At 52.0% G+C, this 14,243-nt stretch carries 14 protein-coding genes; all 14 read right to left on the bottom strand.

The features are described 5' to 3' along the window. Window positions 1-8 precede the first annotated feature (8 nt). The 14 genes from GN111_RS02445 to GN111_RS02380 all read right to left on the bottom strand — a co-directional run bounded on the left by GN111_RS02445 (window position 9) and on the right by GN111_RS02380 (window position 14,173). A complete protein-coding gene (locus tag GN111_RS02445; protein WP_155302225.1) occupies window positions 9-965 on the bottom strand; it encodes an IS1595 family transposase in 957 nt (318 codons plus the stop codon). A 350-nt stretch (window positions 966-1,315) separates the two neighbouring features. Further along, window positions 1,316-1,507 carry a DUF4314 domain-containing protein gene (locus tag GN111_RS02440; protein WP_155302224.1) on the bottom strand — a complete coding sequence of 64 codons (192 nt, stop codon included), beginning with the start codon at window positions 1,505-1,507 and terminating at the stop codon, window positions 1,316-1,318. Continuing rightward, window positions 1,504-1,893, bottom strand: coding sequence for a hypothetical protein (locus GN111_RS02435; protein ID WP_155302223.1), 390 nt, complete (start codon window positions 1,891-1,893; stop codon window positions 1,504-1,506). Before GN111_RS02435 ends, GN111_RS02440 begins: the two co-directional genes overlap by 4 nt. 43 nt (window positions 1,894-1,936) lie before the next feature. Beyond that, window positions 1,937-2,269 (bottom strand): DUF2958 domain-containing protein, encoded by a 333-nt coding sequence (locus GN111_RS02430; RefSeq protein WP_155302222.1) that lies wholly within the window; start codon window positions 2,267-2,269, stop codon window positions 1,937-1,939. 160 nt (window positions 2,270-2,429) lie between these two features. Beyond that, window positions 2,430-2,627, bottom strand: a complete 198-nt coding sequence (locus tag GN111_RS02425) for a hypothetical protein (protein WP_155302221.1) — start codon at window positions 2,625-2,627, stop codon at window positions 2,430-2,432. 121 nt (window positions 2,628-2,748) lie between these two features. Next, a complete protein-coding gene (locus GN111_RS02420) occupies window positions 2,749-3,447 on the bottom strand; it encodes a tyrosine-type recombinase/integrase (RefSeq protein ID WP_155302220.1) in 699 nt (232 codons plus the stop codon). Between the two features lie 205 nt (window positions 3,448-3,652). Further along, window positions 3,653-3,940 (bottom strand): hypothetical protein, encoded by a 288-nt coding sequence (locus tag GN111_RS02415; RefSeq protein ID WP_155302219.1) that lies wholly within the window; start codon window positions 3,938-3,940, stop codon window positions 3,653-3,655. Between the two features lie 179 nt (window positions 3,941-4,119). After that, entirely contained in the window at window positions 4,120-5,490 is a 1,371-nt protein-coding gene (ltrA, locus tag GN111_RS02410) for a group II intron reverse transcriptase/maturase (RefSeq protein WP_176603279.1), read from the bottom strand. A 702-nt stretch (window positions 5,491-6,192) separates the two neighbouring features. Beyond that, on the bottom strand, window positions 6,193-7,143 hold the full coding sequence (locus tag GN111_RS02405; protein WP_155302218.1) for a hypothetical protein: 951 nt from the start codon (window positions 7,141-7,143) through the stop codon (window positions 6,193-6,195). Window positions 7,144-7,594: 451 nt separating this feature from the next. After that, window positions 7,595-9,085 carry an efflux transporter outer membrane subunit gene (locus GN111_RS02400; protein ID WP_170302088.1) on the bottom strand — a complete coding sequence of 497 codons (1,491 nt, stop codon included), beginning with the start codon at window positions 9,083-9,085 and terminating at the stop codon, window positions 7,595-7,597. An 11-nt stretch (window positions 9,086-9,096) separates the two neighbouring features. After that, window positions 9,097-10,212, bottom strand: coding sequence for an ABC transporter permease (locus GN111_RS02395; RefSeq protein ID WP_155302216.1), 1,116 nt, complete (start codon window positions 10,210-10,212; stop codon window positions 9,097-9,099). Window positions 10,213-10,216: 4 nt separating this feature from the next. Next, entirely contained in the window at window positions 10,217-11,347 is a 1,131-nt protein-coding gene (locus GN111_RS02390) for an ABC transporter permease (protein WP_155302215.1), read from the bottom strand. Then, window positions 11,344-13,134: an ATP-binding cassette domain-containing protein gene (locus GN111_RS02385; RefSeq protein WP_155302214.1), complete on the bottom strand. Its 1,791-nt coding sequence runs from the start codon at window positions 13,132-13,134 to the stop codon at window positions 11,344-11,346. Before GN111_RS02385 ends, GN111_RS02390 begins: the two co-directional genes overlap by 4 nt. Beyond that, window positions 13,127-14,173 (bottom strand): HlyD family secretion protein, encoded by a 1,047-nt coding sequence (locus tag GN111_RS02380; protein ID WP_155302213.1) that lies wholly within the window; start codon window positions 14,171-14,173, stop codon window positions 13,127-13,129. Before GN111_RS02380 ends, GN111_RS02385 begins: the two co-directional genes overlap by 8 nt. Between the last annotated feature and the right edge of the window lie 70 nt (window positions 14,174-14,243).

The raw sequence follows: 14,243 nt of genomic DNA, 5'->3' as shown, positions 1-14,243 counted from the left end.
CAGTGAGCTTAGCCCGCCAAACCCAGGCTCGGAACGCCCAGTATGATTTGTTTTTTGGGCAAAGCCTTGGTTGCGACGGCTTGTTGTACGATACGATAAAATCGCTTACCAACTGAAGCGGTTGCGCGCCGGTTAAATCGGAACACATATTCGTCAAGGTAGCGCTGAAGGTACTTTCGCTCAAAACGACCTTGAAAGGTTCCAATCATCAAACGCTTGATCAGGGAGATTACCAAATGCGCTCCGGACAGCACGCTTTCTCTCTCAAGCGTTTTGGAACGGACAACTTGCAAATGGTCATAACCTTCAGAATCAAGATCATTGTATCCTTTCCAACCATCGGTGGTAACAACACTCCCTTGGCTTACGTTGTTTATCATGAAAGGAATAAGTTGACCCGATGAGCAATCATCTATCAGTTGCAACCGGATGCGCCCAAGTTTGCGGCCTTTGCGCTCCACAGCGATTGCGACCGCGCATTTGTGTTCGGCACCGCGGCCTCTTTTACCGCCACCGTATTCGCCACCAAGATAGAACTCGTCGACTTCTACTTTCCCAGATAATTTCTCCCGGTTTTGACGGATTGTACAGCTTCGCAATTTCTGTAACCAGCGCCAAGCGGTATGGTAGCTGCCCAGTCCCAATAGGTCTTGCAGGTTGATGGCGTTAACACCAGATTTTCGTGTCGTAAACCACCACATGGCTTTGAACCAGAGAACCAACGGTTTGCGGGTGCCGGCCATGATCGTGCCAGCGGTAATCGAATGCTGATGCTCACATCGAAAGCAAATGTAAAGCCCTCTGTTGCTTTTCCAGTGACGCGTTTCCCCGCAGCGTATGCACTTGAAACCATCTGGCCATCGCAGTTCGTAAAGATAAGTCTGGCAAGCCTCCTCGGTGCTAAATCGAGTATCGAAGGCGGCCTGGTTTTTAGGAAAATCCTCGGTGATCGTAAACTGGTCCATGTATACCTCCCAATATAGTTTTAGGATCAGTATACTCCGAGGTTGTGACATATACGGTCACACGTGCTGAATATTTTATCACTGGAGCAAAGTGCATAACCAGATTCAGTTAATTGTTGAAAGACTGGACAGTTAGGTTGGTCGATGGAATTTCGATTATCTGATAGTTTGGAATCCCTAAAAATCGGTAAAATAAGGCAAAATTGACCCCGAAAAACGTACCAAAACCCCCTCTTTTTGAGGTGTTTTCGATGCCAACCTGCAAAAACCAGTGCTGGCAGTACAATTACACGTGAGATGCCGTTTAAGGGCATTTAAGCAATGTGCCACCGTCAGGCATCCCCTTCGTATCAAACGCCAATAAAACGATATTGGTCCTCTCCAGGGACTAATCCGAAAGTCGAACCATTGTCCCAGTCCACGTGGATTGTTCCCATGTCGTCAACAAAATCCACACTCCCTTGATCGCCAGGTCTGAGATTTGTGTACGGATCACTCGTTGAAATCAGTTCAATTCGCTGGCTTTTCATTTTGTCTTTCATGGCCTCATCTCCTTTTCTGATTGAATCTGTTCGTTGTATTCCACCAGACAGTTTTCGAAGCTAATTTCCCAACCTTCAAGATGTTGGTTGGCGGAAAAACCGGTGTTCATCCAAATCCCTCCGGGCATACAGTCGGGATGGTGGGTTCGATCAAATTCTTGGAACTGGCGGCAAATATACTTCCATAGGTCTTCACCGGCAGTTGGATAACCATGAATCTTTGCGATCCGGTCCCAATCCGGAAAAACCATTTGATAAAGCCCAATCAGGACCTGTTGTTGATGATCATGCTGATCGAAAATGGCTTTGATACAAGATTTCAGTTCCTTTCCTGTGGTAATGCCGAATTTTTTCCAATTTGATTTAGATCCAAATTTCTCCTGCATGTTTTTTTCTCCTTTGCTGGAAAAGTAAATTCTTGCTGTCTCTCTATTTCCATCCGTTACTCTCGCAAATTTTATCGATAGATTGTGCCTTCTTGACCGGAAAATATTCCTCCAGTTCACAATCAACCTCGATGCCGCATACCGAAAGTTCACGCAGTTCACTGAAGCTGATATAGCCCCATTCAGCCATTTCATAATCGCCGTTGAGGATGGCGTAGCCCCAAAAAAGGTCATGCCCATCGAACTCGCAGACGTACCAATCGCATCCTGCAATGAAGAAATGCAGGTGGACTAACTTCTCCTTCAGAGAAATATTTTCGGTTTCGTATAGCCTCGGCATCTTTTCCAATCGTGCTTTTGATGGTTCATTCCACATGTTTTCTCCTTTGATTTTTACTCGGAACGTCTGTCTTCAATCGTAACATTCGTGGCAATATGTGTTGCCTTCTGCCGTCATGATAAACGTGTTGCTTAACGGATGCAGACAATAGCGATGTCCACAGTCCATAATGATGTATTTGCCTTTCAAAAAGTTTTTAAGTTCTTCTATCGTGAGCTGTTTTTTTTACCTTCTTCGAAGGCGATTCATCATTTGATGTCTCTGCCTGTCCATTTCGTTTCGATATTTCCGCCCGCAGCATTTCATCCACCAATTCCGTCATTGGTTTCTGTTCCTGCTTTGCCAGCTTGTATAGAATCGGAATCAAGTCCTCCTTTATTTTCGGTGAATACATGATTGCCCTCCTTTCCCCGTTGTTGGTTGTGTGTTTCAAATTCAGGACGCACCAATGGCCCTCACGGTAATTGACGAAATCCACCGCTTACACGATGCTCTGATTCAGTTTTTTTTGGGGGTTATTCTGGCTTGGGTGAGGCGGGATCGTCTGACGGTGGGATAGTATCGATTGCATCGTCGCAGTCGGGGTTGTCTTCAAAAAGCCCGTTGACAGCTTCTATAGTTTGCTCAACGGTCACATCGGCATAAATTGTGGTCGTGGCTATGGACGAGTGCCCGAGCTGTTTCTGAACTAATCGAAGGTCCTTTGTCCGCTGGTAAAGATAGGTACCGTAGCTGTGCCTGAGAGAATGAATAGAGTAATATTTCGGTAACCTCGCTTCGGCCAGAGAAACCTTGAAAGCATACTGCAATGCTCTCGTCGAATAGGATTTTCCGTGACTGGAGACCAACAGGAACTCATCTTTGTCTAAAGGCTCATCCATGGTCCGCTTCCATTTCAGAAAGCTCGAAAGGTGTTTCATGAGATCCCTGGAGATGAAAACGTCTCGGGTTCGGTTGCCCTTGCCGGTCACCCGTAAACGGGGTTCTCTGGTACTGAGATACAGGTTACCGACTTTCAGGTTGGCGATCTCCGACACCCGTAATCCCGCTCCCACTGCCAAGTCAATCGCCACCCAGAACCTCGGCCACGTCGTGCGTCCCCTTTGCAGGTCGGCCAAAGCCTTATCTTCCACCGTCCGTCTGAGTTTCTTGACTTCGGCCTCGGACAGAAATTTCTCCCTGTCCAAGGTCCACTTCCGGTTGAATTGTCTCATGGTTGGTACCTCCGATTTTTGGGTGTGTTGGAAATATTACAGGTTTCGTATATGATATAGTACATTACCACGGCGGATTCCCTGCCAAACGGCCAATATCTTTCAGATAATGTATATTTTCTGAAGTATTCCACCATTATATCTGACTAAAATCATAATAAATATTAGGTGCAATTTGAGATTTTCCATTCAAATCCTGGTGGTTTCAACCTCCGACACTTTCCGAATTCTCTCCATTTTCAATGAATTTTTTCCAGGCGGCTCCCACTTCGCTAAGCAGGTTTTTCCGTATCTGTTTCAGTAGTTCACGCTGACTGGGATTGTCCCAGTAATCCGGATCGGACCACTCTTCAAACACGGATACCAATCTCTCATGGACATCAAGTCCGAGAGATTCCTTTTTCATTGATCCTCTTGGCTTTAAAACATTTCTGAAGTTGTACAGGTGGATTCTAATTGATCCTTTGGGAATTGAACTCTTTTCTTTTGTCATTTGCCGTTTTCCTCCTGACTGTGAAAGTTGTTGGTTGTCTACGGTACGTCCATTCCGACAAACAAAGGTCATCTCACGGTAGGAACGCTGGTTACCCAGCGCCCCCCGTACAGACCCGGACGTGCGGTTTTCCCGCATCCGGTTCCTCGGTTGTACTCGCCTTCGCGTAAGTCGTTCGTTTATGCAAATACTCGATGTTGGCGGTTGACAATCCGCATCTTTGGTTTGGCTATGCCTAATAGTTCAATGGCCTTGTTAAATATCCTCCAAGTGAAGCTCTTGCGTTTGCCTCCTCGGCGATTCAGCCATTTGAATGCACATTCCAACGCCCAAAAATAAAAGCGCCATATTGATTCCAGGTTTCCAGGGATATTGTAATAATTGTAATGCCCTTGCAACCGGCGGTTCAGCGCCTTTATAAATTCGCGTCCTTTCAGATGCCGATTCTCCTTGATCCATTCCTTTATACGCCTGCAGGCTCCTTGCAGCTTTTTGCGAGCCGTCCGTTGTCTTACCTTAACGGCACCGCTGCTGTCTTCCATCCAATAGGTTTCAAACCCCAGAAAGACGATTCGCCTTTCCATTCCCGGATGGAAGCGGCTAAACCGTAACAGTGCGGTCTTTTCAGGTGCCACTGAAAGGTTGAAATTGGCCAACCTCTCGGGGAGTTCGTAGTAAAACCGCCGGGCATCATCCCGATATTGAAAGGCACAGATGAAGTCGTCGGCGTACCGGAGGATAAACGCATTGCCCCTGCAGTTGATCTTAACCCGTTTTTCGAACCACAGGTCCAGAGCGAAATGAAGGTAGATATTTGCCAGTACGGGGGAGACGACCCCACCTTGTGGCGTTCCCGATTCCGGGTGGATAATTTTCCCGTCCGTGTCCAGGATACCGGCCTTCAACCACTTGCGGATCAGGCTCAGAAAGGCGGCATCGTCGATTCGCTCGCGGAGCATCCGCAACAGCCAGTCGTGGTCGATATTGTCAAAGAAGCCTTTGATATCAGCCTCTACGATGTACCCATACTTACCGAATTGGAGGTTGAACTGTAAATCCTCGATCGCCTCTCGGGCGCTTCGGTTGGGCCTGTAACCGTAGCTGGTTTCCACGAAGTCCGCCTCGAAGATCGTTGACAGGATCTTGGCACAGGCCAGTTGCAACAGCCTGTCCTCAAGCGCCGGGATACCCAGCGGCCTCTCTTTACCGTTCTCCTTCGGAATGTAACATCGCCGCACCAGTTTGGCACGGTACCGCCTCTGTTTCAGTCGCTTCGCCTGTGCCTTGACGTTGGCCTCCAGGTTTTCCTTGTAGGCCTCCGCCGTCACTCGATCCACACCGCTGGCTGCGTTTTTGTTCAATTCCGCCCAGCAACTTAAAAGGAATCGGTAGTTCAGGCACCGGTACAGGTTCTGAAATCGGTGTTTTGCACGCTCTTTAGACTTAATTGCTATTCCCCGCAGTGAGGTTGGCTCGTATTTCTCCAGCCCGACTTTGTCCGGTACGAGTTTCCTTTGCGGGCTACGTACTTCCGTCAGGTCCTTCCCCATGTGATGGGCTTTCCCCACCTCTGAGTAGTATGCCTGATAAGACACCCCATCGGTATATAGAGGTCGGTCGGACGGCCGACTTTCCTCCCACCAGGGACTCAACATTTCAGCACTGTAGTGTACCATGCTTTTCCTGGAACCTTTGAGGCTTCCCGAGTTCTGCGACGCATCTCTTCCTGCATGCCACGGCCTGATGACTCCGGCGGACCTCCACATCCTCGCCAAATCGGATGCTTCTGTTTTGCCTTCGGCGCACGTTAAAACCCTCGGCGTCCGCAAGTTGCATTTCGAAGCTGTACCAGCACTTCAGGGTGCGCGATCACCCCTGCGGCCTACAGGATTCTCTGCCTACGCTTAGTCCATCTTGTTCGATACCCTCTTCTCCATTGATCGTTCAGTGGGGTGAGTCCTTCCGCGAATGGCACCGGTTTTTCCCGGGTCGCGGCTCGTTTCCAGCCGAAAAAAACATCGGCGTCCGACACTTACAATGATCGGTGAGTATCTCCGCCATGGACCCAAGGCTCGATACGGGTGGGTGGCTAACCCTTACAGAAAGCCATTACTGTCTTTCCTCCCGACAGGGACTTGCACCCTGCAAGATGCGCCGAGCTTTGCTCGGCGCGATAACGCTGAAAACCCCAGGAGCTGCGACCGTGTTCGTGAGTTGAGTCCAGGGGTTTTCGATTCAGTATGTCGTTTGTATCAGTAGGTTTTGATGAGCCTCCTTTCTTTGTCGATGGTTTCGAGGGTGTTATCGATGATCTCGTAAATCCGACAAGCTCTGCTCCGCAGCGATTTCAGGCTGTAGCCTTCGTCGGGATCACCGCGTCGGCGAATAGGGGGCCTTCGGTAATTCAAGGCAATTGTGTATAGCGGGCGCAGGACCTGACTCGGGCAACCGTAGTAGGGCCACCCTATTTGATTCATCCGTTCTTTGACCTTGCTGAAATTGACAAAGCCTTTCTTGCTCCAAAGAACAGGACCGCAATCGAATGCACACATTCCGTATCGGTTCCAGCTAAATGCAGAGGATAGGAATGTGCTCTGAGAGTTTCGGCTAAATCCTGGCAGTTTGCGATTCAGGTTAGAAACATATTCGTCTTCCAGAAGTTCTCCATACCGTGTAACATTCACGATGCGATTTCGGATGCCGTTTAGCGTTCGCCATTTTTCAGATTCATCAAGGCCCCAACGACCTTTTCGAACCTTTCCGTACTCGTCGTATTCAAGCTGGGTCCGGTCAAACATAAGCTCATGAGCACCAAGTTTGAGCCAGTAAAAATTGAGTGCCATTTGCCGTGCATCGTCGAGTTGTCCCGTTTCCAGTGCACTCGCAATTGCAGATCGAATGCTTCTGGTGTTATCTGTCAATCGAGCTATAAGCGCTATGTCAGTTTCATCTAATCCACGGGGAATGCCTTGATACTTTGGTCTCGGTACTCCTCTGACACCAGAACCAAAAGGGCTAATGGTGAAAGCACGGCCATACCGACTATTGATAGGACAGAAACATTCTTGATGGTCCCATCTAAACAAATGCCGATATTCAGGCTTCGGTTCTATTGCAAAACCGACGGCCCAATTTAGATAAGCCAACTTGATTTCTTGAAGATCCAGTTCAAATCGTTTCCAAAATGCATCATTCGTATTCATTTTACACACCAATAGTTGTGTAACTATCTGTTTTATTATATATTTTACTAATTTTTAAGTTGGCTGTAAATAGATTAACACATTGTAAACACTAAATATTTTGACTATCGGGAGTTATTAGGGGTGAGGAAAGGCAAATTTGGGGTAATCTTTGACTAAAGGAAGGAGAAAATTGAGGCGGTGTCAAAATGACAGGATTACCACAGATTTAGGCTCATAACATAAGGCAATGGTCAGGTCTATAGAATATGGTTCATGTGTTGATATAGATATGCTTAGGAAACGCAATCGAACCCTATTTCACTGACCTCACCAACGACCGGCGATTCTTTTAACCATCGATGTAATTGCACCAAAAGCGTCGGGCGATGACCGCCACTGTCAGTGGAGAAAGCCGTTCGAGCCTCACGGCGAACTGGGCCGCCACCAACCCAAATTGTAATGAATCAACTTACGGTACATTCCCGATGGCCACATTCACCGCAGCAAAGGCGGTACACAGGCTTTCCCTGCATTCTGCCAGATCGCGCTCTGCGCGCAGTACATTTCGTCTGCCGTCAAGAACCGATAGATAGCTGCCGTTTCCGCCCTGGAAGCGGGCATTCAGGAGTGTGTGGGCCTCCCGGGCATTGTTCATGCGCTTTTGCTGTTTGATGAACGTCTGCCGGGCGGCCTCATATCGGCTTAAGCCGTCATCGATTTCATGCCAGGCGCTGAGTACGGTCTGATGGAAGGCAATGGCCGCCTCCTGCTGTGCCTTTTCCCTCAGCAAAACCGTATTCTTCAACCGGCCATGGTTAAAAAGCGGTAGGGACAGGCTGGGGCCAATGGACCAGACACGGCTGCCCCAGTCAACAAAATCCTTTTCCTGATAGGAATCAAGCCCCAGTGACGCACCAAGGGTGATGCCGGGATACAGCTCCGCCCGGGCAACGCCAATTTTTGCGGTGGCCTGATGCAGCCTGGCCTCGGCAGCCCGTACGTCCGGGCGCCGAAGGGCAACGGTTGAGGGGAGGCCCATGTTCAGCTCCGGCAAATTGTCTTCCTGAACCTTATCCGATACCCGAATCCGTGTCTTTAACAGATTTTGCAGCGCACCGGGATGTTCGCCGACAAGCAGCAGAATCCGGTTCATATACCTGCTTTCCCCGGCCTGCAAAGCCGGAAGCCCCGCCTGAATGGCAGCCAGTCCGGCTTTTTGGTCCGCTATCTCGCTGTGATTGATCAGTCCTCCGCTTGCCTGCGCCTTCTGTATGGCCAGGCGTTCTTCAACAACCTGGATATCCTCACGGCTCAACTGAATTTGCCGCTGAACACTTCGCAGGCTCCAGTATGCGTTTACCAGATCACTGATAACACTTAAGCGGGCCACATCCAGCATGGCCGCCTGTTCAGCCGCTCCGGCCTCGGCCGCTTCAACGTTTCTCGCCACATGGCCCCAGAAATCGATTTCCCAGGAAAAATCAAGTCCTGCCTGATACCAGGCAAAAGGATCACTCAGGATATCGACCACTATATCCTTGTCAAACCCAATATTATCGCCGATCTCATCATAGAGACGGGTAGAAGTGCCATGTTCGCTCAGCCGGTTGTACGTTGCCGATCCCGTGGCTTTAAGCTCAGGAAGCTGTCGGCTGGAGGTGACCTGCGTCTGAATCCGGGCCTGGACAAAACGCAGCGCTGCAGTTTCGATATCCGGGCTTGCGCAGAGTGCCCGCGCAACCAGATCGTCAAGCACCGGGTCATGATAGTCTTTCCACCATTCGGTCTGCAGGGGGCCGGAATCAATTTCCGCGTGCAGTGCGTCATCGCCGCTGTGCCAGGCGCCCCAGCTGTCCGGTGCCTCCACATCGGGGCGCGTATAATCAGGACCAAGGGCGCATCCGCCCAAGGAAACAAACAGCAGAACAGGGAACAATACAATGTTAACCAGATATGACATATCCATCTCCGTTAATAGAGCCGGTTTCTGAACAGCCAGGCTGCAAGCGGCAGGGTAATCATGGCCATGATGGTCATGGGAATGAAGTTGACGGCCACTTCTCGTAAGCCTGCACCTTCAAGATATACCCGCCGAACCAGATCAATGGCAAAGCGCAGGGGATTGGCCCAGGTCGCGACTTCAAGGACGGGCGGCATCCCCTCGACCGGCGTCATCAGGCCGGAGAGCAGCATGAGCGGCATGATCAGCAAAAAGGTATAGAGCATGGCCTGCTGCATATTGACCGACAGTGCGGAGATCGACAGGCCGATCCCCACCGCAGCGATATTAAAGCAGAGCAGCCCCAGATAGAGCACACCCACTGAGCCGTTCATGGGCACCCTGAACCAGAACAGGATAATCATGAAAATGATGGTGGACTGTATCAGCCCCACACAGATCGCCGGCACCGCCTTGCCGACAAGAACCTGCATGGGCGTCAGCGGTGTAACCAGCAGTTGGTCAAAGGTGACCTGTTCCCGCTCACGGGCAACGGACAGGGCTGAGAGCAGCAGGGTCTGCATCATGCTCAGGGCGGCAATCAGCGCGGGCATGGTTCCCCAGCGAGACTCCAGATTGGGATTGAACCAGGAACGCGGGCGAATGCTGATGGCCGGAGCCTTTCCGGAGTGCTCCAGATTAAAGCCAGAGACCACCGCGCCGACATAGGCAGCAGCCGCACCTGCGGTGGTTGAATTTCGGCCATCGAGAATGAGCTGCAGATCCGCCTGATGCCCGGCCGTAAGCTGCTGATCAAAATTCGACGGGATATACAGCACAATCTGGGCATCGCCCCCGGTGATGCATTGTGCAATCTGCCCGGAGGAGTTCAGGGTCGCCACCCTATTAAAGATACCGGTGCCGTCGAGGCGTGCGATCAAATCCCGTGCTGCCTGTCCCCTGCTCTGGTTCAGCAGGGCATAGTCCACATGGTTCAGGTCATAGGTGGCGGCATAACCGAACAGCAGGGACTGGATCAGGGCCGGTGCAAAGAGGATGATCCTGTTGGCGGGGTCCTTGAGAATCACCAGAAATTCCTTGCGCAGGAGAAACAGAATACCGCGCAGGGTTTGAATTATTGCATTCATTGTTCTACTCGATCCTTTTTCGCAGGGACATGCGCGCGGCATTGATAAAAAACAGGGCGTAGAGACATAAGATGGAGCACTCCTTTATAACCATTGACCAGTCATTGCCCACCAGAAAGAGCGTCTTGACCATGGGCATGAAATGGGTGGCCGGAAGAAACTGACTGATGGTTTGCACAATGGCCGGGACGTTACTCAGATCATAGACAAATCCGGAGAGCATCATGGCTGGCATGAAGCTCGTCAACAGCGCGATCTGGCTGGCCTGGAACTGGCTTGCGGCACGCCCGGAGATAAGAAGCCCCATGGATAGTGACACAACCAGGTAGAGGGTGGAGGCGATTACAATAACCACGAGAGAGCCCCGCATGGGCACGTCAAAAATCAGGCTAGCCGCGAGCAGGCAGAGCATCAGGTCAATCAGGCCGATCACAAGATAGGGGATCAGCTTGGCCACCACCAGCTCAAGGGATCTGGCCGGGGTAACATAAAGTGCCTCAAGGGTGCCCCGCTCCCGCTCACGGACAATGAGCAGGCTGGTGAGAAAGGCGCCGATCAGGGTCAGTACCAGCACAATCAGTCCGGGCACCAGATACCAGGTACTGATGGCCGGTTCATTGAACCACATGCGCTGAACAATGTTCACCGATCCGGTTCCCTCGCCGTTGACCGGACTGAGGTCATGCTGCTTGAGGAAGTATTTGCCGACGATTCCGTTGACATAGCTCTCAATGGAATTGGCATTGGTGGTGAGCACGCCGTTGACTAGCAGTTGTGCCTCCGCCCTGTTTTGGGCAAGTTTTTGGGAGAAGTCAGGGGGAATCCGCAGGATGGCCTCCACAGAACTTGCCAGCATGGCCTGTTCCGCCGCCTGCATGGAGGGATACAGTGCTGGCTGGAGATACAGATTCCCATTGAATTCATTGACAAAACTACAGGCCTGGGGCGAATGATCTTCCTGTACCACGGCCATTTTGACGCCTATCAAATCAAATGAAAGGCCAAAGCCGAACAGCAAAATCAGCACCACAGGCAGAATCAGGCCAACGGCCAGATTGGAGCGGTCACGCAACAGCTGCCTGGTTTCCTTGCGAACAAGCGCTTGCATTCTTCTTCTGCGGCCGGAACTGTTCATGCCGCACCCCCTGCAGGTTGGGCGGCTGCTGCGCTGCGTTTTGCCTCGACGATGGAAATAAAGGCGCTGTTCATATCCTGATTAGACCCCTCGCCCGCCTGGGCACGAACCTCTGCCGGAGTTCCCAGTGCCACTGTTTTTCCCGCATCCTGAATAACGATGCGATCGCAATACTCGGCTTCTTCCATGAAATGGGTTGTTACGATAATAGTGGTGCCATGGTCGGCAAGCCCGCCAATGGTGTACCAGAAAGACCGGCGCGCCAGGGGATCAATGCCGCTGGTCGGTTCATCAAGAAAAAGGATTTCCGGTTCATGCAGAAGTGCTGACGCCATGGCCAGTCGCTGTTTGTAGCCGCCAGGCAGTTCGCCGCTTTGAGCGTGCCCATCAAGACTGAACTGTTCCAGGGAAACTGCAATCCGTTGCTGCAGTCTTTTGCCGTAGAGGCCGTAAGCACCGCCGAAGAACTCCAAGTTGTCGCGGACACTCAAGTTGCCGTAGAGGGCAAATTTCTGAGAAACATAGCCGATACGGCCGCGTGCCTTTGCCCTGGCAGTGCGCAGGTTCACACCGGCCACTTCCAGATAGCCGCTGGTGGCAGGCAAAAGCCCGCAGAGCATGCGGAAGGTGGTGGTTTTGCCCGCCCCGTTGGGGCCGAGCAGACCGAAGATCTCGCCATGCTGAACCGAAAAGTTGGTGCTGTCCACGGCGGTAAAGTCTCCGAATTTTCGTACCAGATCCCGTACCATGATCACCGGCTCATTCCTTGAGGCCTGAGCTGCAAGAGCCGAGGTGCTGCCCTGCTGTACAGAGGCCTCTGCCAGCGGCGCTTTTTCCTGCTGCGTCTTTCGCAGGATAAGCATGAAAGCATCCTCCAGCTCTGCCTTTCGTGACATGACTGCCGCACCGCCGGGCAGGTCGAAACGGTTTTGGTCTGCCCCCGGCATTCGTATAAAACGCACCGCATCCCCCCTGGGCACGGCATCGGCAATATGCTCGCTGTCCTCAAGCAGGCGGGCCTGAACATCCCGTGCCCGCATTCCTTGCGGCGGCTGGACGGAACAGGCATAGCCTTCGGCCCGTTTTCGCAGCTTTTCCGGGTGGCCTTGGGCAAGTATCCTGCCTTCATGCATGATCAAGACCTGGTCGCAGCGTTCCGCCTCATCCAAGTAGGAGGTGCTGACCAGCACGCTTAAACTGTCTTCCGCGACCAGCTGTTCAATGATCCGCCACAGATCCCTGCGGGAGAGCGGGTCCACCCCGACACTGGGCTCATCCAGCAGCAGCAGCTCCGGCGAGCGGACCAGTGTGCAGGCAAGGCCGAGCTTCTGCTTCATTCCGCCGGAGAGTTTGCCCGCCGGTCGCGCGGTGAAACGATCCATGTCCGTCATCGCCAACAGGCGTTTGAAATTGCTGCGGCGATAGGCCTCCGGCACTCCGTGCAGGTCGGCATAAAGCGTCATGTTCTCCATGACGCTTAAATCTTCATACAGGCCGAATCGCTGGGGCATATAGCTGATTCGATCCTGCACCTCCTGGGGCTTTTCAACCACATCAATGCCAAGCACTGAAAGACTGCCGGATGAAGGGGCCAGTAGCCCGGCAACCATGCGGATCACGGTAGTCTTACCGGCACCGTCAGGGCCGACCAGGGCGGTCAGCTTCCCGGTATGGACGCTCAAGCTGATGGAATCAACCGCTGTCAGCGGCCTGCGGCCTGGAAAGGTTTTGACCAGATCGCTGGCAACAATGACGTCTTTTGCAGTGTCAACAATCTGATCATTCATTGGTATGCAGCTTTACCGTCACAGGTTGTCCCATGCGCAGGATATTTTCCGGGTCCTTGACAAAGACCCGCACCTCATAGAGAAGGCTGGTTCGTAGTTCCTCGGTCTGTACGGGTTTTGGTGTAAATTCCGCCACCGAGGATATATAGCCGACCTGTCCCTCCACCGGAATGCCCGGACGGCTGTCAGTGAAAACACTGGCACCCATTCCCGGCATTATCCGGCCAAGATCCTTTTCCCCGGCATAGACCCGCACCCATTTGGGATCCGTTAATGCCAGGGTGTACACCGGCTTCTGGGAAGAGGCCATGTCGCCCGGCTCAAGCAGGCGGGCGCGGACAATCGCATCAACCGGTGCCTTGAGCACGCCCAGTTCAATCCGATGCAGAATCAGGTCAAGATCGGCCTGTATTTCCTTCAGCCTGGCTTTGGCACGCTCACGCTCCTCTACACGGGCTCCCAGTTCTAAAAGCGTCAGGTTTTCCTGCATCTCCTCAACTTTGGCTCGTGCTGCACGGTCATTACTTCTTGCTTTGGCAAGTTCCTGTCTGCTGACGCCTCGTCCGCCGGTGTTTTTGGAAATACCCTCCAGTCTGAGCAGGTCATCGTGGGCATAGGCCGCCTCCGCCCGTGCAGAGGCAAGTCGTGCCTTTCCCTGTGCAATTTCCTGGGGACGCGATCCGGCTTGTAATTCCAGAACGGTCTGTCGCTGTGCCTCCAGCCTTGCCCGTGCCTGCTGCGCCTGAATGGAAAGCGTCTGGGTATCAAGGGTTGCGACCAGTTGGCCGGCCTGCACCGAATCTCCTTCCTGCACGGGCATGGCATCTACCCGTCCATCTTCCTCAAAAGCCAGTGAAACCTGGCGGATATCGATATTGCCCAGCAGGGTGAGTTCCTGTTTTCCGCTTTCCCTTGAACCGCAGAGCTGATATTTTTGATCGCCTATGGTCATAGCAATGTTCTTGCCTCCCCGGCATAGCAACAGGCCGGCGCCCACGATAACCAAGAGCGGTACCACCGGGATTAATATTTTTTTCATTCTTTGGACTCCCTATATGTCGGAATCAATTCTTGACTACCATCGTGATTCAGGTTAAGTTTAAATATGT

Origin of the sequence: Desulfosarcina widdelii (assembly GCF_009688965.1) — a bacterium.
In the GTDB taxonomy this organism is placed as follows: Bacteria; Desulfobacterota; Desulfobacteria; order Desulfobacterales; family Desulfosarcinaceae; genus Desulfosarcina; species Desulfosarcina widdelii.
Note: the sequence above shows the minus strand (reverse complement) of the source record. Positions and strands in the feature narration are given on the sequence as shown.